Below are 19,163 nucleotides of genomic sequence, written 5' to 3'. Positions count from 1 at the left end.
CAAACAACTGATAACTAACAACTTAAAACATTATCGCAACGATAGACCGTTCACCAATCACTATTTACTAATTACTCCTTAATGAATTATTTTGAATTGGCTTAAAACAAGCTCTGATACGAAATCAACCCAATGGCGATTACCGCCAACAGCAAGCCGATTTTATTGAGCAAAGTAAATTTTTCTTGAAAGAAAATAAAAGCGACCAATGCCGAGCCTACAATGACACCAATATTATAGATGGGTAATACAAAAGCACCATTGTTCTGATAAGCATCAAGGGCTTTGAGTAAATAATAAAACGATAGGAAATTAGGAATGCCTAATGGAATTGCCGCTAACAGGCTCTTGGCTTCTAGTTTCTCTTTTCCTTGTATCATCCTGATAATCAATACTATTCCCCCAATCACGACAGAGCCTACCAAGATTGTTAATGTAAAAGGAATAGTAGTACCTGCTGCAGTAACGTATTTGGCATTGAGGTAATTAAAGGTGGTATTGGTAATGCCGTACATCGTAAATACTGCAATGGGCAATAACCAATCTGCCGTTTGTTGCTTGTTTTGATTGCCCCCTTCATCTTTTTTAAAGGTACTCAACGCCACGGCTATTACGGCTAGTACCAATCCCAGATAATTAAAGGCATCAAAACTGGTACTCGTTTTCAGGATTACTAAGCTAAAAATCACGGGTACTACCAACGACATATTGTTTGCTAACGAAGTAGTAGCCATCCCGATTCGCTGAGTAGAGATACCCGAAAGCATAAAAGTAATCACAAAACCAACACCTAAGAGCATGGCTAAAATGGTGGAGGTTTCGGATAAATCTAAGTTAAGGTGCTGATTTTCTGGCAAAAACAATAAGCCTGTAATGATACAAACTGGATAATTGAAAATGATGGTTTGAAAAGTATTGATGCCAAAACGAGGATGCAAACGGAAATTAATCAATAATAAAACCGAGAAGATTATACTAAGTAGCAAATGTATCATAGCTGATGATGATTAAATATTTTGGGATTTATTAAACTGTTTAGGTTTGAAAACAGGTAATTACCCAAATGTAAGAATATCCATCAAAAGCTTAAACAAATATTCTCGAATTTAATTGAGCTGTGAGCTATGAGCCTTGAGCTATGATTGGGGCGATGTTATCTTTCCTTTAGGGTGCGACTTAAGTCCTACTGATTACCCACAAGTATATAAATATATCCCTAGCGAGGGACTTAAGTCCCTCACTAGGGATAAGAACTTCACGTATTCAGGCTGTGACATGAGGCGACCAAAGCTCGGTTTAAGCCCTTGTTGGTGTCTTCACCAACAAGGGGTGCGACAGCAATGCACCACTAACAATTGTAACAAAAACTAACTATTGGGCTGGAGTGTTGCTGTAGCACGAGTTGTTGGTGAAGAACACCAACAAGGGCGAAACAACGGCGAAAACAAAAAAAGCTCATCGCTTAAAGCTCACAGCTCTATCACGCCTTTTTAATCAAGTCCTCCAATAAATCTACCCACATCGGTGAGTTATTCAAGCTTTCTACCAATTGCCAATGTTGTCCGCCAAAGCTTTCAAACATTTCACGATATTCTTCTCCTATCTCGATGGTTGTTTCTAAACAATCCGCCACAAAAGCTGGCGAGAATACCAAGATGTTCTTTTTGCCTTGGGCGGCTAATTCTTTGATAACTACGTCTGTATAAGGTTTTACCCAAGGGTCGCTTCCTAACCTCGACTGGAAAGTAGTCGTATATGTATCTTCTTTCAAGCCTAATTCTTTTACTAACAAGCGAGTCGTTTCATGACACTGCGCACGATAGCAATATTGGTTCATTGAATGGATAGTATCGCAACAAGACCCAAACTTACATGTATTACCCGTACAATCTCCTTTCTTAATTTGGCTTTGTGGCAGTCCGTGATAGCTGAACATAAAGTAATCATACTCATGTTTTGCCATATAATTACGCGCTGCATTAGCAAAATATTCAATAAACTTCGGATGATCATAAAAAGTATTGACAAAGCTTATTTCAGGAATAATCTGCCAATCTTTCACGATGCTCATCGTTTTTTCATACACAGAACCCGTACTTGCCGAAGCGTATTGTGGGAAAAATGGAACAACAACTATTTTTTTATAGCCCGATTTCTTGAATTGTTCCAAGGCAACATCCATACTAGGGTTTTGATAACGCATGGCCAATTTCACGTCATAATCTTCTCCTAACTGCACTTGAAGCATTTTCTCGATGTCCTCCCCATAAAACTTTAATGGCGAACCTCTGTCAGTCCAAAGCTCTTTATATACTTTTGCAGATTTTGGTGCTCTAAAGGGTGCGATGATAAGGTTTATCAACATCCATCTGAAAGCGTAAGGGATATCTATTACCCGTCCATCCATCAAAAACTCCCGTAAATATTTACGTACATCTGGTGTATTGGGGGAATCTGGAGTACCTAAATTAACGATTAATACCCCTGTTTTAAGCTTAGCTGTCAACGATTTATCAGACAACGTGTATGGTTCTTGTACTTGCATTTTTATAAATTAAATTTCTCTTATTTACGTAACTCTTCGCTCACGAGATTGTTTGAAGACAAAATCTAAAATGCAAATTTGTTCGATTTTAATATTTCTTCCGCTCTTTTATGAATTTATTTTCGAGAAACTTTCTAATTAATTTTTCCAACCTACTGGCTTAAATGGCGTTCTGTATAAACCATCAGCACACTGAACGTACTCTTTACAGTTGGCAGAACCCGCAGGACATGCAAATATATCACCGACAATCCTTACAGGAACAGGAGCTTCTCCTGCTGGAACTCCTACGGAACGATCTATATAAAATATCTTTTTCTTCAATGAATGTACATCAAAAATACCGAGTATCTTTTCGCTAGTATTGGTTGTTGATTTGATATTATAACTAAATCGTGTTTCGGCAGGCACATCAAACAAAGTACCACTATTTTGTGTTTGTGCTACCAGACTTTGATAATAGTTATACGTATTTTTGGTGATAGAACGCTGTTCAAACTGAAGATAATAAGGGCTAATATCATCAAATGGTATGCGGGCTACCTTTCTTCCTGTAATCCTTTGTCCATTCAAATACGAATCTGAAAAAACGTTTAACTCATTAGAAAAGGTTATGTTCCAACAATCTCCATCACATTTATAATTCAAAATTACGTCTGTTGGCACTTTAGGGAAAGTACAGGTATTCTTGGTAAAATCATAGTAGCCATTCGGACAAGTCTCGCAAATAAAAGCACGTTCATAATGTTTCCAATACCATTGATAGTTATCTCCTGTAGTAGCAAAATCCTGAAAATCTGCATAGATATTAAAACCTCCACGACGAGGGTCTCCTTTGGCATAATTGTCTTGTACGTCAAATTTTGTAATCACATTTTCTATTTCTGGAACTGGTCTCATCGTTTCAGCCGCAGAAACATACTTTTTACCATCTAACGTTTCGATAGATAAGGTATAAGTTCCACCCACACGTCCAGTATATCCATCGGAAGTCTGGTAATAACCTGTAGATTTAGGGTCTGTCAAGTTTTCAACAACACCTTTTTCATCTGTTAAATAAACCTTGGCTTTTAATACTGGCAAAAAATATCCTCCCGAAATTTTATCTGAAGACATATATAAATGTACTTTATGTGGGCCAGGCTGGTCTGTTAAGGTAGCTTCTATCGTAAGAAAGCTTTTTGAAGATACTTGTACAAAGTCTGTAATTGGGGTAATACACGAGGCTACCAGTATACAGAAAAGTAAGGAAAATATTGGAAATTTAGTTTTCATGATAATATATTTCAATCTTTCTAAACGAAAGCAATACAAGTCTTTTTATAAAAATTTAAAATTATAAGTCAATGAAATCAATGGGTTAGCGAAAACACTTAACTCATAAGGTTTCAAGGCAGCACCAGCAGATTTGAAGAACACCGAATAGGCATTTTTTCTGCCATAAAGGTTATACACGGTAAAAGTCCAGCTTCCCTCCCAGCGTTTTTCTTTCATACTTGGATTCGTAATTGTCCATGAAAAATCTAGGCGGTGATAATCCGAAATTCTATCATTGTTTCGGGCTTCATACACTGGGTATCTTTTATTATCAATCTGAAAGAAACCTGATGGTGACGAAAACGGACGACCTGTATTATAAGCAAACGTAAAAGAGAAACTATGGTGAATAGTTGGCTGTACGTTCATCATAATATTCAAACTATGAGGCTTGTCATAATTTGAGGCATACCAATTACCATCAGAAATTTGTTGGAGTTGAGGATAATCGCCTGTTACTTGTTGCAAAGAACGAGCAAATGTATAACTCACCCAACCATTCAACTCGCCTCTTTTTTTAGTCAACATCAATTCTAATCCATACGATTTGCCCTTGCCTGAAATTAGTTGTGTTTCTATGGCTTTAGCCAATTGTAGGTTTGCTCCTGAGATATAATCCACTACATTCTGTGTTGAACGATAATATCCCTCTGCTGAAAACTCCCACACATTATCTTTATAGGTTTTGAATACGCCTAAAGATACAAAATCACTAATCTGAGGTTTAATATATTCATCCGCGGTTTTCCAGCGTGCCGTAGGCAGTGGCGTGGTGTTATTAGATAATAATTGAATGAATTGCTGCATTCTATTGTAGCCTACTTTCAAGGTACTGTTTTCACCCAAAGAATATTTTATGGCTAAACGAGGTTCAAAACCGCCATAGGTTTTCTCTACAGCACCACTAGAAATAATTTCTTCCCCGATTTGTGATGAGGTTGTTCTTGGCTCTCCATCTAAATATTTCCGAGTAGTAGTAGGCCCTAAGCTTAAGTATTGTGCATACCTAATGCCAGCTTGTATCGTTAGCTTTTCATTGGCTTTGTATTCATCATCCACATACAATCCTAATTCTAACGATTGTTCCCTTGGCAATAAAACGCTCGAAATCCTTGATTTTATATTTTCATTCAATTTACCTGGTGAAATCTGGTAATTGATTCCGCTAGCACCGAAATTGATTTTGTGTTGCTCGTCTGGATTATAATCAAAATTTACCTTGATGTTTTTATAATCAATACTGTTGTACAAATCTATTCTATTGACACTATCGGGTGCATACGTTCTAGTTTTATAATTACTCACTACTCCTACTACATCTAAACTCAATTTTGTATTAAAATAGTGGCTCCAACGAGCAGAAAAATTCAAATGTCCATAATCAAACTGAGTTTGTTTTGCCACTACGTTTTCTAAACTAAACAAGGAATCTACCTGATAAAAATCTTTGCTCATATACGTAGAAAGCGAAATGGTATTATTTTTATTCGGTCTGAAATATATTTTAGTTGCTACGTCATAAAAATTAGCACGCGTATTTCTCATATTATCTGGCCCAATCCATTTAAACAAAAAATCATTGAAGGATGCTCTTCCTGCTACTACAACCGATAATTTTTCTTTGATAATGGGTACCTCAACCATCGCTCTGTTAGATACCAAACCAATTCCGCCCGAAAGTTTAAATTTTTCTAAGCTAGGGTCTGTCATTTTAATGTCCAATACAGAGGCCGTCCGACCACCAAAGCGAGACGGAATACTTCCTTTGTATAGCTCTAATTCACGAATAGCGTCGGAAGCAAATACTGAAAATAATCCAAAAAGGTGGGTAGGGTTAAAAATAGGAGCTTCGTCTATATAGATTAAGTTTTGGTCAACATTCCCTCCACGCACATTTATACCATTTGAACCTTCACCTACTGACGACACCCCTGGTAAGGTTTGTAACGAACGGATAATATCTACCTCACCCATCATCGCTGGCAATTTCTTGATACCTTTTATACTCAGCAAAGTAACCCCCAAAGAAGGTGTCTGTATGCTTTTGCGGGTAGCCTGACTAGAAACAATTACTTCTTCAAGTGTTTTAGAGACATCCTCTAAAATAACATCCAATTGAGTATCTGCTTTGATGATTAGTTTTGTACGATAAGGCTTATACCCCACATGACTAACTTTAATGATGTATTCGCCTTGTGGTAAATACAGTTGGTAATTGCCCAGCGAGTCGGTGATTATACCTGATTTTTTGAAATCCAAAAAAATCGTTGCACCCGTAATTGATTCCCCTGTGTTGGAATCTCGCACTTTTCCTGATAATAAAGGCAACTTAAATTCTGTATTTTGTGCAAAAATTTGTGTAGTAAAAGAAATGTAAATACAGCAAAAAAATAAGCTCTTAAGGATTAATGTTCGTAAAGTTAGTTTCATAGTTTATTTTTAAAGTTGATGCCAGTCATCAAGATAAACTGGTTTTACAAAGAACGGCATTTTAACAGAAATCTATAGCATGATTTGTCACCTTATTATTACATATTGTATCAAATACTGACAATGTGCTAAAATTTCAAGACAGAATACTTAAAAAAAGCGTCGAAACAAAGTCCTGCCCGACTCGTTCCGACGCTTTTGGCATCTAAAAAACTATTAAAACTTACTTCACACTACTGATGTTTCTGTGGCATAACCGCAGCAGCATCAATGCCTAGCCCCTGAGCGATTCTCATACCTAAACCAATGTCTGCTCTGAACCAATGGCATAATTGCAAATTGGTAATTTTATCTTTCATTGGGCCAGTAATGCCTGACATCGCGCCTACGATGTTTTCTACAGTTCTCGCCTTGGCATCATCAGTCATCAAACGCCACAAATTACCCGGTTGCGTATAATGGTCGTTCTCTCCTTCGGCATTTCTATCATACCAGTTAGCAGTAGCGCTTTCTAGTTCCCAAGCTGGTTCACGATAGCTTTCATCTGCCACAATATCGTCAAATGAATTAGGAAAATAGTTTGGTCCTTTTCCACCATTGCCATCTACCCTCATCTGTCCGTCACGTTGATAATTGTTTACCGCGAATGGACAACGGTTGACAGGGATTTGTTCATAATTGCCTCCTAAACGATAACGATGCGCATCTGGGTATGATAACAATCGTCCTTGCAACATCTTGTCAGGCGAATAACCGATACCATCAATTACGTGAGCTGGGGCAAAAGCCGACTGCTCAACATCTTGAAAATAGTTATCAGGGTTTTCGTTCAATTCCAATACGCCAATGTCAATCAAAGGATAGTCGGCATGAGGCCATACTTTGGTTAAATCAAACGGATTCCATCTATACGTTTTAGCTTCTTGCTCAGGCATCACTTGAATCTTTACATTCCATCTTGGGAAATCACCTGCATCTATGTGTTCTATCAAATCTCTTTGGGCAAAGTCCAAATCGTGCGCTTTCATATCATTGGCCTCGGCAGCAGTAAAGTTTTTAATTCCCTGTGCGGTGATGAAGTGGAATTTAATCCAGAAGCGTTCGTTATTTGAATTGATAAATGAGAAAGTATGTGAACCAAAGCCGTGCATGTGGCGATATCCATAAGGTGTACCTCTGTCAGACATCAAGATTAATACTTGATGCAATGATTCTGGGTTTAACGACCAAAAATCCCACATCATGGTTGGAGACTTTAAGTTGGTATGAGGGTCACGTTTTTGAGTATGGATAAAGTCACCAAATTTCTTAGGGTCTTTGATAAAAAATACGGGTGTATTATTACCTACTAAATCCCAATTGCCATCTTCAGTATAAAATTTCAACGCAAAACCCCGTGGGTCACGTTCTGTATCTGCCGAACCTTTTTCACCTCCTACTGTTGAAAAGCGAAGGAACACGCGTGTTTGCTTTCCAATCTCGGAAAATACCTTTGCTCGTGAATATTTTGTAATATCCTCTGTAACAGTAAAAGTACCAAATGCACCAGAACCTTTGGCGTGTACAACACGTTCAGGAATTCGCTCACGGTTGAAGTGAGCCATTTTTTCATGCAGGATAAAATCTTGCAATAAAAGTGGACCACGCGGACCGACTGATTGAGAGTTTTCATTTTCATAGTAGGGTCTCCCAGAAGCAGTAGTTAATTTCTTAGTTGATTCAGACATGATAGTAAGCTATTTATATGTGAAGATTATTATTTGATGTCACAAACTTAGAATTTTTAGATATATAAATCAAATCGATAAATTTTATTTACCAATAGAAAATAACTATACAACATATCTATTTTACTACTAAAAAAGGATTTTTTGAAGATAAAAGCCCAAAAAGTGGCAGATTTCATGGAAGAAAGGAATAATGAATCCCAAAAAAGTATAACATTTAAGCACTAATTGTTAAACATTTCATGGAATTGTGAAATTTGTTCCCTAATTTTGCACCTGAAAAATAAGTAATTTATTAATTAAAGAATTCAGCGAGCAACGATAGAGTATTTATTAATATTGTAAGTCTTTAATAATTAATCTCTAATTGATATTTAACTAATTCTTATCTAGTAGATTAAATACTATTCCAAATTCAAAATCACAAAACAAACTTATTATAATGGCATCAGTCAGACCAGATGAAGTATCAGCAATTTTGAGAGAACAACTCTCAGGAGCAAAATCAGAGGCTGAACTTCAAGAAGTAGGTACCGTATTACAAATCGGTGATGGTGTAGCCCGTATTTACGGACTATCGAAAGTACAGGCGGGTGAATTGCTCGTTTTTGATAACGGCTTAAAAGCTCTAGCTTTGAACCTTGAGGAAGATAACGTAGGAGCGGTATTATTAGGGGATTCGTCTGAAATCAAAGAAGGAGACACTGTAAAACGTACTGACGAAATCGCATCTGTTAAAGTTGGCGACGGTATCTGCGGTCGTGTTGTAAACACACTTGGCGAGCCTATTGATGGTAATGGACCAATCACAGGTGATTTGTATGATATGCCTTTGGAACGTAAAGCTCCGGGTGTAATCTTCCGTCAACCTGTAACTGAGCCCCTTCAAACAGGTATCAAAGCGATTGATGCGATGATTCCAGTAGGTCGTGGACAACGTGAATTGGTAATCGGTGACCGTCAGACAGGTAAAACTACTGTTTGTATCGACACTATCATTAACCAAAAAGAATATTATGAAGCTGGAAACCCTGTTTACTGTATTTATGTAGCTTGTGGTCAGAAAGCCTCTACTATCAAACAAATAGAACAAACACTTCGCAAAGCTGGTGCGATGGACTATACTGTAATTGTAGCGGCGGGTGCTTCAGATCCTGCTCCGATGCAATTCTTTGCTCCATTTACAGGTGCTGCAATTGGTGAATTCTTCCGTGATACAGGTCGTCCAGCATTGATCATCTATGATGATTTATCTAAACAAGCTGTTTCTTACCGTGAAGTTTCATTATTACTTCGTCGTCCTCCAGGACGTGAAGCTTACCCAGGTGACGTATTCTATCTTCACAGTCGTTTATTAGAGCGTGCTGCTAAGATTAACTCATCTGACGAAATTGCTCGTAGCATGAACGATTTACCTGAATCTATCAAGCATTTGGTAAAAGGTGGTGGTTCATTAACAGCACTTCCAATCATCGAAACACAAGCGGGTGACGTTTCAGCATATATTCCTACAAACGTAATCTCAATTACGGATGGACAGATTTTCTTGGAATCAAACCTTTTCAACGCGGGTATTCGTCCAGCTATCAACGTAGGTATCTCGGTATCACGTGTGGGTGGTAATGCTCAAATCAAGTCGATGAAAAAGGTAGCAGGTACTTTAAAGCTTGACCAAGCACAATTCCGTGAATTGGAAGCATTTGCTAAATTTGGTTCTGACTTAGATGCTGCTACGAAATTGACTATCGAACGTGGTCGTCGTAACCTTGAAATGTTGAAGCAACCAAACGGTGCTCCACAAAGAGTTGAAGAGCAAATCGCTATGATTTTCCTTTCAACAAAAGGTCTTCTTGACACGGTAGCGGTAAGCAAAGTTCGTGAATTTGAAAAAGATTTCATTAACGTAATGAACGCTACGCAAAAATCAACAATGGATGCTTTGAAAGCAGGTAAATTTGATGATTCTTTGACAGATGTCTTGACAAGAGTATCGAAAGAAGTAGCACCGAAATACGTGTAAAAAATAATTTTCAATTTTGAATGATAGAATGATAGTGATTTTACAAAGTAGATTAATTCACTATCATTCATTCATTCTATCATTCATTTATTAGAAAAGATAATGGCTTCATTAAAAGAAGTAAGAAACAGAATAGTCTCGGTAAACTCTACTCAGCAGATTACCAAAGCCATGAAAATGGTGTCGGCAGCAAAACTTCGCCGTGCGACAGATGCTATCGTTCAGATGCGTCCTTATTCAAGAAAATTGACTGAAATGATTGCTACCGTTTCTGCTAATGCAGAAGGAGCAAAAGAAAACCCATACACTATCGTTCGTGCTATCAACAAAGTATTAATCATTGTTGTTACTTCAGACCGTGGTTTGTGTGGTGCTTTCAATGCCAACGTCGGTAAAGCAGCTGTTAGCTTAATCAGCGAAAAATATGCAGCGCAACAAGTCGCTGGAAATGTTGAAATTTTGGCACTTGGCAAAAAAGGTGGTGAATACCTTTCGCGTCGTGGATATAATGTAAACACTGAGTATGTTGATATCTTTACAAGACTAAGTTTCACTAACGTGCGTACTGCGGCAGAAGCAGCGATGAAAGGTTTTGAAGAAGGCAAATACGATGTTGTTGAATTGGTGTATAACGAGTTCAAAAACGTAGCGACTCAGATTTTAAAGACAGAACAAGTATTACCAATCGTTGAACAAAAAGACGACAAAGTGAAGGCTTCTTCTGTGGATTATATCTTTGAACCTTCTGAAGAAGAAATCATCAATGAATTAATTCCTAAGGCGTTGAAGTTACAAATCTACAAAGCCGTTCTTGAATCAAATGCTTCTGAGCATGGTGCTAGAATGACAGCGATGGATAAAGCAACAGATAATGCTGGTGAATTATTGAAAGAATTGAAATTACAATATAACCGTTCTCGTCAGGCAGCGATTACTAACGAAATCCTTGAGATTGTTGGTGGTGCAGAAGCTTTGGCAGCGGCATAAAATACGATATTTTATCAAAAAACTCATTCTTAAAAGGAATGAGTTTTTTTTTGTTCTTGCTCAAATCAATTATCTCTTAAATGATTAATTTCCTCCTCAGAAAGACCAGTAGCTTGCATAATTGTTTCGATTGAAATTCCTAATGAAAGCATGTTTCGGGCTACTTCTAACTTTCCTTTCAATATTCCCTCTATCTCTCCTTCTTCTCTGGCAGTATCCAATGAGTTCTTTAAATCTCTGTAATACTTCAAGCTATCTTCATAAGATAATACTTGCTCTTGGGTAAACTTCGCTATTTCTGCGGTTTCAAATACTTTCTCGAAAATTTGTTCTCGCAAACTATCTGGGACTCTATCTAGCTTATTTAGGTTGCTAATTACATACAACCATTTATCGAATCTCGTCTCTAATTCATCAATTGTTTTCTTGAACTTAGGCATTTCTAAGTAGATGAAAGTCAGTTTGTCATAAAATACTTTATTTGTTTCTGTGTCTTTCAACTTTACATCATACCTAAATTTATTGGGTTCATTTTTATCTGCATCGAAAACAAAATCAAGAATGGCAATGGTATAAACTGCCTTTAATTCATAATTCCAATCTGCTCGTTTAGCTTGCTCACGTATCGGAAAAGTTGAATAGTAAACTGTTCTATCTTTAAAGAAATTCTGTTTAGTCTTTTGTAACTCCACGATAAATTTCTCTCCACGTTCATTTTCACAATACAAATCAAAAATGGCTTTTCTATCTAATTCTGTCAGACCAAGATTTTCAGTTTTTAGATAGTTTAAGGCTGTGATTTGTCCTTGCTCTTCTTTTAATAATTCGTTCAGAAAATCCAATAACAAGTCTTTATTTAGCTCCTCGCCAAACAATTTCTTGAAACCGTAGTCGGTAAAAGGATTAATATATTTCTCTACAAATTCTGCCATTTACATATAATTTTAAACAAATATACATCATTTGGAAAATTGATAGATTAAATTTTTATTAGTTAAAAGCCTCTTATATAGAAATTCAATAAAATGTATATCCTAAGAAAAAAGAATTCATCGAAGGTGAAATATTTTCACCCACCAATATTTACTGTTTATCGAAAATTTTAAGTTGATAACTAAAAGCTAAAGAATTGTTAATGTAACTATCCTTAACTTTGTAGGATATACTTTAACAAATATTCTTCTCATGAAAAACTTTATTATTTCAATTCTTGCAATTTTTACCTTAAATGCTTCATTAAACGCTCAGGGAATTAAAACACCTGCACCAAGTCCTACACAGACCATCAAACAAGATTTTGCTTTATCTTCTATCGAGGTGGTTTATTCAAGACCAAACATCAGAGGCAGAGTAGTTTTCGGTGATTTAGCACCATTCGGTAAGCTATGGAGAACAGGTGCGAACGCTGCTACCAGAGTAACTTTTGGCGAGGATGTAAAAGTAGGTGGCGTAGCTTTAAAAGCTGGTACGTATGTGTTGTACACTATTCCTAACAAAGACGAATGGGAAGTGATTTTCAACAAAGGTTTGAACAATTGGGGCATTGATGGCTATAAAGCCGAAGAAGATGTTGCCAAATTCAAAGTAAAACCGATAGCCTTAGCAAATTCTGTTGAAACGTTTACGATTGAGATTGCCAACCTAACGGCTTCGTCAGCAGACCTTGAAATCAGTTGGGAAAAAACAGCCATTGCTATTCCAGTGACCGCTGATATTGATGGCAAAATCACCAAAGCCATTGAAACGGCATTAGCTGTTGATAGTCGTCCGTACTTTCAGGCAGCTAGCTATTATTTTGAAACAGGCAAAGATTTAAACAAAGCGTTGGCTTGGGCAGATAAAGCCGTTGAGCAAACACCTAAAGCATTCTGGATTATGCACTTAAAGGCAAAGATTCAAGCAAAGCTAGGAAATAAAGCTGTAGCGATTGAAACAGCCAAAAAATCAATAGAACTTGCTAAAGAAGCCAATAATATGGATTATGTAGCGTTAAATGAGAAGTTAATTGCTTCAATGAAGTAATATCATTGACTTCTTTTTTTGAACCTGTAAGAGTATTTAACGCTTACAGGTTTTTTTATGCATAAAACGATAGAAATCAGAAAAATAATTATACCTTTGCACCACTAACTTTAAAACGATTCTTTCAGTATCATTACTAACATGAAGCTAAGACAAATTTTCTGCTAACATCCTCTCTCGGCTCTGCAAAATCCAGTCTTCATGGATATTGCCCTCCGAAAGGGCAGTAATTTCAACATCAACCATTTCTGTTTAAACTTGTTTTTAATTTCTGTAAGATAAAACCAATTGCGTATCTTTAAAAATACTCAATCAGTTTAATCGTCGGCTTTTAGCTAGACAGTAATTAGGACGAATAGAAACAATATTAACGAAAACAACAATGTCAATATAAGATAACACTCGCAAAATTGTACATGCATTCCTTCAACAACAGGATTTAGAAACAATCATTATTGAAAGGTAATCATGTAAAAGCCTGATGATTTTAGGCTATTTATAAAATTCCAATATTGAACATCAAGATATTATGCATACTACCGAAGAAGTAAAAGAGACAGCCGTTTTAGTGGCTGTACAAACACAAAAACAAACAGCAGAACAAACAAAAGAATACCTAGACGAATTAGCTTTTTTGGCAGATACGTCACAAATCAATACGCTTTATACTTTTACACAAAAATTAGAAAAACCTGATACACGTACTTATGTGGGGAAAGGTAAGATGCAAGATATTATCGCTTATGTAGTAGATAATGATGTAGACATGGTAATTTTTGATGATGATCTTTCGCCTGTTCAAATCAGAAATATTGAAACTGAATTTGCGAAATTTCAGCATGAAGTAAAGATTCTTGACCGTAGCTTATTGATTCTAAACATCTTTGCGATGCGTGCCAAAACAGTGCAGGCAAAAACGCAAGTGGAACTGGCACAGCAACAGTATATTTTGCCAAGATTAACAAGGATGTGGACTCACCTTTCTAAACAACGAGGTGGCGTGGGTATGCGTGGTCCGGGTGAAAAAGAACTAGAAACTGACCGTCGTATTGCTAATGATAGAATCGTTTTCTTGAAAGAGAAACTCAAGCAAATTGATAAGCAAGCGTTTACACAGCGAAAAAATAGAGACCGAATGGTACGTGTATCCTTAGTAGGTTATACCAACGTTGGTAAATCTACGTTGATGCGTCGCCTAGCAAAGGCAGAAGTATTTGCAGAAAATAAACTTTTTGCTACGGTGGATGCTACGGTTAGAAAAGTAACTTTTGATACTATTCCTTTCCTGCTTTCAGATACTGTAGGGTTTATCAGAAAACTTCCTACGATGTTGATTGAATCATTTAAATCGACTTTGGATGAAGTAAGAGAGGCTGATATTTTATTACATGTTGTTGATATTTCTCATCCAAATTACGAGGAACACATCGAGGTTGTCAATTCAACTTTAACAGAAATTGGTGCAGCCGACAAGCCGACAATTCTTGTTTTTAATAAGATAGATTTGTTCTCGTCAGAAGAAGTTGTTATCAATGATTGGGAGATTGGGTCTGGGAATGAACCTGAAAATCAGCAAAGCAGGATTGAAAAAGTAACGGCTTTCTTGAAAAATTCGTACATGAATAATCCTCAACCTCAAACGGTTTTCATTTCGGCTGAACAAAAAGAAAATATAGAAGAGCTAAGAGAAACTATTGTGAAAGCAGTAAAAGAAAAGCACATTCTTATTTTCCCAAATTGGCTGAATGAAGTACATTATCCAACTGAAGAGGTTGAAGAGGAAGAAGAATAACAAGCGAATATTCCTCGCTTGCCTTGATTATTAAAGAGTTTTTAGAGAAATTTGCAGTTATTGAGATTACAAGGAATTTTTTCCTTGTAATCTCTACAAAGGCGCCATAGTTCAACGGATAGAATAGACGTTTCCTAAACGTTAGATGCGGGTTCGATTCCCACTGGGGCCACAGCGTTAAGAATGATGAATTGTGAATGATGAGTTGTATTAATACTTTAACCTTCGATGGCTTACTACTCACAATCATCAACTCACAAATCGTTCATATACAACGTTTTACGAACTAAATTTATACATTTTGAAGACCATTTCAATAGCTTTGTGTACATATAATGGTGCTAAGTTTTTAAGAGAACAACTTCAAAGCATTGCGAATCAAAAGCTTTTACCTAACGAAATCATTATTACAGACGATTGCTCTACTGATGATACAGAAAGTATTGTAAATGACTTCAAAAGCCTCCTCAACATTACCTTCATTCGGAATTCAACGCCTTTGAAGGTTAGTAAAAATTTCGAAAAAGCTATTTCCCTTTGTACCAGTGATATCATTGCCTTATGTGACCAAGATGACCTTTGGCACCCTGAAAAATTATCCACCATTTATAATTACTTTCAAAAAAATCCTTCAAAACTAGCCGTATTCTCTAATGCTAGATTGATTGATGAAAAAGGAAAGGATTTAGGGCAAACCTTTTGGCAAAAAGTAAGGTTAAATGCTCCGCAAATTGAAGCGTGGCAAAAAGGCGAAGCGCTTGAAGTGAATTTACATGGTAATAGAGTAGCAGGGTGTATGTTGGCTTTTAAAAAAGAATTATTAACATTTTGTCAACCATTTCCTACCTTCAAACCACCCATGATTCACGATGGCTGGCTAACGTTGATAGCTTGTATGTTTAATGGCATTGGATTGATTGATAAGCCATTAATTTCGTACCGTCAGCATGAAGCGCAACAGGTAGGCACTAGGGCTGTACAACAAGGTAAGGTATTAAGTCTAAAAGAACGACTAGCACGCCCAAGGGCTGAAAAAATTGCTCCTTTTATCCAGAAAAGAGATGAATATAGCTATTTAAGCACCATCATTAAACAATATTTAGGTCAAAAAGATGGTTTAATAGTAAGTAATAATTTAAAAAAGATAGATTCCGTCATAGATTTTTATGAAACCAGAGCTACCCTACCTATATTTCATTTATTAAGAATTTTACCTGTTATGAGATTATTAATAACGGGCGCATATCATCGCTATAAAGACCAAGAGGCTTCATGGAAAGCCCCTTATATTGCGGCTTTTGGTGATTTATTTGAATAATGAAAAACCCTTACCCATGAAATTAATATATACCGTTTGTACTTCTAATTATCTATATCAAGCCCTTACCTTGGGAGAATCTATCGAAAAGACTAACCCTGATTACAAGTTTATCATCTGTCTTGCTGATAAAATACCCGTACTTGATTTCGAAATTCCCTATCAAATTATTCCTGTAGAAAGCATCAACTTTCCTGCGCTGGAAGACTATAGCAATAAATTTATCACCCTTGAGCTTGCCTGTGCATTAAAGCCTATTTTTGCCCTTCATTTGTTAGCGATATATCCAGCTTTAGAGAAACTGATTTATTTAGACACGGATATTTATTTGTACGAGTCGCTAGAAGGTGTTGAAAATAATCTTGATGAGCATGATATTATCATTACCCCGCATATTACGAAGGAAATTGCCTTATCTGAACGTTGGAACGAAAAGCAGTACTTGAATGCGGGTTTGTATAATGCAGGTTTTATCGCTTTTAAGCGAACGGAAAATACGTTGAAATTCTTGGATTGGTGGCAAACGCATTTAAACAAATACGGCTATGTAGACTACTGCAAAGGAATGTTTGTCGACCAGTTATGTTTGAATTTTGTGCCCGTATTCTATGATAAAGTATTGATTGATTACAATCCTAGCCTGAATATAGCTTATTGGAATTTACAAGAACGACAGTTAAGTGTTAAAAACGGTAGCTATTTTGTGAATGACACTAGCCCTTTAGTATTCTTTCATTTTAGCGGATATAATCCTGAGAAGCCAAAGTTGGTTTCAAAACATCTTAAATTATCAAGCAATAAAAATCAGCAGGCTTTAAAACAAATCCTTCAACAATATAGAATTGCTTTAATCAAAAATCATTTCAATTACTTTAAAGGCATTATACCTGCTTATGGTATTTATGTGGTGCCTCCCAAAGAAAAGCATATTGTTGGAAAATTGATTGAGAAGTCGGCTTGGAAAGTAATTAATTACATAGAAAATTTTTAAGGATTTTCTATGTAATTAACCTCTCTATACCATTTTAAGCCTTTGCGATGTCCTTGTTAATTTCACTTGCCAAAGCAGGACCTTCGTAAATAAAGCCTGTGTAAATTTGTACTAAGCTAGCTCCTGCATTAAGTTTTTCGATGGCATCTTCCGAAGAATGAATCCCTCCTACTCCGATAATCGGGAATGCTTTATTTGATTTTTCTGATAAATAACGAATCACTGCTGTAGAACGCTTTTCGACTGGCTTCCCACTCAATCCTCCCATTTCAGATTTTAATGCCTCCGCAGAAACTAATCCTTCTCTTGAAATGGTAGTATTGGTAGCAATCACGCCTGCAATATGCGTTTCTTGGACAATCTCGATGATATCATCTAACTGAGAATCTGTCAAATCTGGTGCTATCTTCAACAAAATGGGTTTAGACTTAGCCCGTTTTTCATTTTCAGTTTGCAATGTTTGTAGTAAATTCTTCAACGGCTCTTTCTCTTGTAAAGCCCTAAGATTAGGCGTATTCGGCGAACTTACATTTACCACAAAATAATCAACGACATCGAATAATTCGTGAAAACAGATTAGGTAATCATCCACTGCATTTTCGTTGGGCGTTATTTTATTCTTACCAATGTTTCCGCCAATCAAGATTGTAGATTTTCTTTGCTTTAATTTGATAACGGCTTCTTTTACGCCTTCGTTGTTAAAACCCATTCTGTTAATAAGGGCTTCGTCTTCTTTCAAACGGAACAAACGAGGCTTATCATTACCCGGTTGTGGTTTTGGTGTTAGTGTTCCGATTTCAATAAAGCCAAAACCCATGGTAGAAAGCTCGTCAACCAAGAGAGCATTTTTATCAAAACCAGCGGCTAAACCTACGGGGTTTTTGAATTTCAATCCAAATACTTCTCTTTCCAATACTGGATTTTCATAATGATACAATGCTTTGAAAATCGAAGGAACAAAAGGGATTTTAAACAAGAATTTTACTAAACTAAAAGTAATATGATGGGCTTTTTCAGCATCAAATTGAAATAAAAGAGGCTGGAGAAAAAATTTGTACATGGATTACGTTTTTCATGAAAAATAATGGCAAAATTACTAAAAGCCCAAAGAAAAACCTCTCAAGTATTAAATAACTTGAGAGGTTTTTCAATATCTGCTAACGTAAAGCTTATAACTTAGCTTTCAAAATTACTTCTTACCTGGTTTTTTAAAAACCGATTCGTCAATAGTTGGGTTCAATTTAATTGATTCTGTTTCAATAGTCATCGTTCCTCCCATTGGGTTTGCAGTTTCCATTGTATAAGGAAAAGTTAGCCCATCAATTTGTTTAAAGTTCGAGAAAGTCACTTCTGCTTCAATTTCTTGCCCTTGTACTTTACGTTTTCCTGTTGTTTTTAAGGTATAGTATGTTGATGTTGACACATATAAGTAGGTAACATCTCCATTTTTTTCAGTTAGTTTCAACTTATAAGCATCAGCACCATCTACTTTTTCAGTTCCCACTAATTCTACTGTAGAACCTTTTTCTTTATAATACAATAAAGAGCCTCCTAAATCTACTTGTTTACGAGATTCTCTAATCATGGCAATAGGCATATCTTCAGGTTCTCCTGTACCGCCCATCATTGCTGGTCTAACAGACCAACCCGTTTCTCCATCTACAGCCGTAATAATTGATTGCCCCATTACTGAAACATCACTTCTTAAAGACTTCCCATTCACAATGATTGTTTTACTATCAATGTCCATGCCTTGAACCGAGAATTTATTTTTCATCTCTAAGCCCTTCAAAGCTTTCCATTTTTCCAATCCACCCATTGCTTGAATGTGTTTTGCCACAATTTCATCTGTAGTTTGGGCAAATGCACTAGCAGTAGTTGCTATTACAATTAGCGCCGAAGTAATAATTTTTGAGATCTTCATCGTTGTTTTTTTAATGTTCTTAACTAATAATTGCTTGGTTTAATGATATACTATTATGTATAATAGTAATTACGCTTGAAATGTAGCGAG

At 36.4% G+C, this 19,163-nt stretch carries 14 protein-coding genes and 1 tRNA gene; 7 read left to right on the top strand and 8 right to left on the bottom strand.

Features of this window, described 5'->3' with window-relative positions; translation table 11 throughout:
• Positions 1-101 precede the first annotated feature (101 nt).
• The 5 genes from AC1RNE_RS17695 to AC1RNE_RS17675 all read right to left on the bottom strand — a co-directional run bounded on the left by AC1RNE_RS17695 (position 102) and on the right by AC1RNE_RS17675 (position 8,019).
• A complete protein-coding gene (locus tag AC1RNE_RS17695; RefSeq protein ID WP_492802691.1) occupies positions 102-995 on the bottom strand; it encodes an EamA/RhaT family transporter in 894 nt (297 codons plus the stop codon).
• A 485-nt stretch (positions 996-1,480) separates the two neighbouring features.
• On the bottom strand, positions 1,481-2,545 hold the full coding sequence (gene hemH, locus AC1RNE_RS17690; RefSeq protein ID WP_492802689.1) for a ferrochelatase: 1,065 nt from the start codon (positions 2,543-2,545) through the stop codon (positions 1,481-1,483).
• Positions 2,546-2,683: 138 nt separating this feature from the next.
• On the bottom strand, positions 2,684-3,820 hold the full coding sequence (locus AC1RNE_RS17685) for a DUF4249 domain-containing protein (RefSeq protein WP_492802687.1): 1,137 nt from the start codon (positions 3,818-3,820) through the stop codon (positions 2,684-2,686).
• A 45-nt stretch (positions 3,821-3,865) separates the two neighbouring features.
• Positions 3,866-6,292, bottom strand: a complete 2,427-nt coding sequence (locus AC1RNE_RS17680) for a TonB-dependent receptor (protein WP_492802686.1) — start codon at positions 6,290-6,292, stop codon at positions 3,866-3,868.
• Between the two features lie 233 nt (positions 6,293-6,525).
• Positions 6,526-8,019 carry a catalase gene (locus tag AC1RNE_RS17675; protein WP_492802684.1) on the bottom strand — a complete coding sequence of 498 codons (1,494 nt, stop codon included), beginning with the start codon at positions 8,017-8,019 and terminating at the stop codon, positions 6,526-6,528.
• A gap of 442 nt (positions 8,020-8,461) precedes the next feature.
• On the opposite strand from AC1RNE_RS17675, the gene atpA reads away from it, so the two are divergent.
• On the top strand, positions 8,462-10,039 hold the full coding sequence (atpA, locus tag AC1RNE_RS17670; protein ID WP_323252552.1) for a F0F1 ATP synthase subunit alpha: 1,578 nt from the start codon (positions 8,462-8,464) through the stop codon (positions 10,037-10,039).
• 102 nt (positions 10,040-10,141) lie between these two features.
• Positions 10,142-11,026: an ATP synthase F1 subunit gamma gene (atpG, locus tag AC1RNE_RS17665; RefSeq protein ID WP_492802682.1), complete on the top strand. Its 885-nt coding sequence runs from the start codon at positions 10,142-10,144 to the stop codon at positions 11,024-11,026.
• Between the two features lie 65 nt (positions 11,027-11,091).
• On the opposite strand, the gene AC1RNE_RS17660 is transcribed toward atpG, so the two are convergent.
• Positions 11,092-11,958: an Rpn family recombination-promoting nuclease/putative transposase gene (locus tag AC1RNE_RS17660; RefSeq protein ID WP_492802681.1), complete on the bottom strand. Its 867-nt coding sequence runs from the start codon at positions 11,956-11,958 to the stop codon at positions 11,092-11,094.
• A 253-nt stretch (positions 11,959-12,211) separates the two neighbouring features.
• Here AC1RNE_RS17660 and AC1RNE_RS17655 point away from each other — a divergent pair, with 253 nt between their 5' ends.
• The 5 genes from AC1RNE_RS17655 (at position 12,212) to AC1RNE_RS17635 (ending at position 17,149) form a co-directional block, all read left to right on the top strand.
• A complete protein-coding gene (locus AC1RNE_RS17655) occupies positions 12,212-13,048 on the top strand; it encodes a DUF2911 domain-containing protein (RefSeq protein WP_492802679.1) in 837 nt (278 codons plus the stop codon).
• 529 nt (positions 13,049-13,577) lie between these two features.
• The gene (hflX, locus tag AC1RNE_RS17650; protein ID WP_492802678.1) at positions 13,578-14,840 is read left to right on the top strand and encodes a GTPase HflX; all 1,263 of its coding nucleotides are present in this window, start codon (positions 13,578-13,580) and stop codon (positions 14,838-14,840) included.
• 100 nt (positions 14,841-14,940) lie between these two features.
• Positions 14,941-15,012 (top strand) — tRNA-Arg (locus AC1RNE_RS17645).
• Between the two features lie 129 nt (positions 15,013-15,141).
• Positions 15,142-16,158, top strand: coding sequence for a glycosyltransferase family 2 protein (locus tag AC1RNE_RS17640; protein ID WP_492802677.1), 1,017 nt, complete (start codon positions 15,142-15,144; stop codon positions 16,156-16,158).
• Positions 16,159-16,174: 16 nt separating this feature from the next.
• Positions 16,175-17,149 (top strand): hypothetical protein, encoded by a 975-nt coding sequence (locus AC1RNE_RS17635; protein ID WP_492802675.1) that lies wholly within the window; start codon positions 16,175-16,177, stop codon positions 17,147-17,149.
• A 34-nt stretch (positions 17,150-17,183) separates the two neighbouring features.
• Here AC1RNE_RS17635 and AC1RNE_RS17630 read toward each other — a convergent pair whose 3' ends face one another.
• Both AC1RNE_RS17630 and AC1RNE_RS17625 read right to left on the bottom strand, forming a co-directional pair.
• Positions 17,184-18,209: a quinone-dependent dihydroorotate dehydrogenase gene (locus AC1RNE_RS17630; RefSeq protein ID WP_492802673.1), complete on the bottom strand. Its 1,026-nt coding sequence runs from the start codon at positions 18,207-18,209 to the stop codon at positions 17,184-17,186.
• 129 nt (positions 18,210-18,338) lie between these two features.
• Positions 18,339-19,073, bottom strand: coding sequence for an outer membrane lipoprotein-sorting protein (locus tag AC1RNE_RS17625; RefSeq protein WP_492802671.1), 735 nt, complete (start codon positions 19,071-19,073; stop codon positions 18,339-18,341).
• Positions 19,074-19,163 lie beyond the last annotated feature (90 nt).

The sequence above is a fragment of the Arcicella sp. GW822-FHT02H01 genome, assembly GCF_058802005.1.
This window is presented reverse-complemented; position numbering and strand designations above follow the sequence as displayed.

Coding starts and splice junctions, on each gene's coding strand:
- AC1RNE_RS17695 (WP_492802691.1), bottom strand. CDS start 995: ATGATACATTTGCTACTTAGTATAATCTTCTCGGTTTTATTATTGATT.
- hemH (WP_492802689.1), bottom strand. CDS start 2,545: ATGCAAGTACAAGAACCATACACGTTGTCTGATAAATCGTTGACAGCT.
- AC1RNE_RS17685 (WP_492802687.1), bottom strand. CDS start 3,820: ATGAAAACTAAATTTCCAATATTTTCCTTACTTTTCTGTATACTGGTA.
- AC1RNE_RS17680 (WP_492802686.1), bottom strand. CDS start 6,292: ATGAAACTAACTTTACGAACATTAATCCTTAAGAGCTTATTTTTTTGC.
- AC1RNE_RS17675 (WP_492802684.1), bottom strand. CDS start 8,019: ATGTCTGAATCAACTAAGAAATTAACTACTGCTTCTGGGAGACCCTAC.
- atpA (WP_323252552.1), top strand. CDS start 8,462: ATGGCATCAGTCAGACCAGATGAAGTATCAGCAATTTTGAGAGAACAA.
- atpG (WP_492802682.1), top strand. CDS start 10,142: ATGGCTTCATTAAAAGAAGTAAGAAACAGAATAGTCTCGGTAAACTCT.
- AC1RNE_RS17660 (WP_492802681.1), bottom strand. CDS start 11,958: ATGGCAGAATTTGTAGAGAAATATATTAATCCTTTTACCGACTACGGT.
- AC1RNE_RS17655 (WP_492802679.1), top strand. CDS start 12,212: ATGAAAAACTTTATTATTTCAATTCTTGCAATTTTTACCTTAAATGCT.
- hflX (WP_492802678.1), top strand. CDS start 13,578: ATGCATACTACCGAAGAAGTAAAAGAGACAGCCGTTTTAGTGGCTGTA.
- AC1RNE_RS17635 (WP_492802675.1), top strand. CDS start 16,175: ATGAAATTAATATATACCGTTTGTACTTCTAATTATCTATATCAAGCC.
- AC1RNE_RS17630 (WP_492802673.1), bottom strand. CDS start 18,209: ATGTACAAATTTTTTCTCCAGCCTCTTTTATTTCAATTTGATGCTGAA.
- AC1RNE_RS17625 (WP_492802671.1), bottom strand. CDS start 19,073: ATGAAGATCTCAAAAATTATTACTTCGGCGCTAATTGTAATAGCAACT.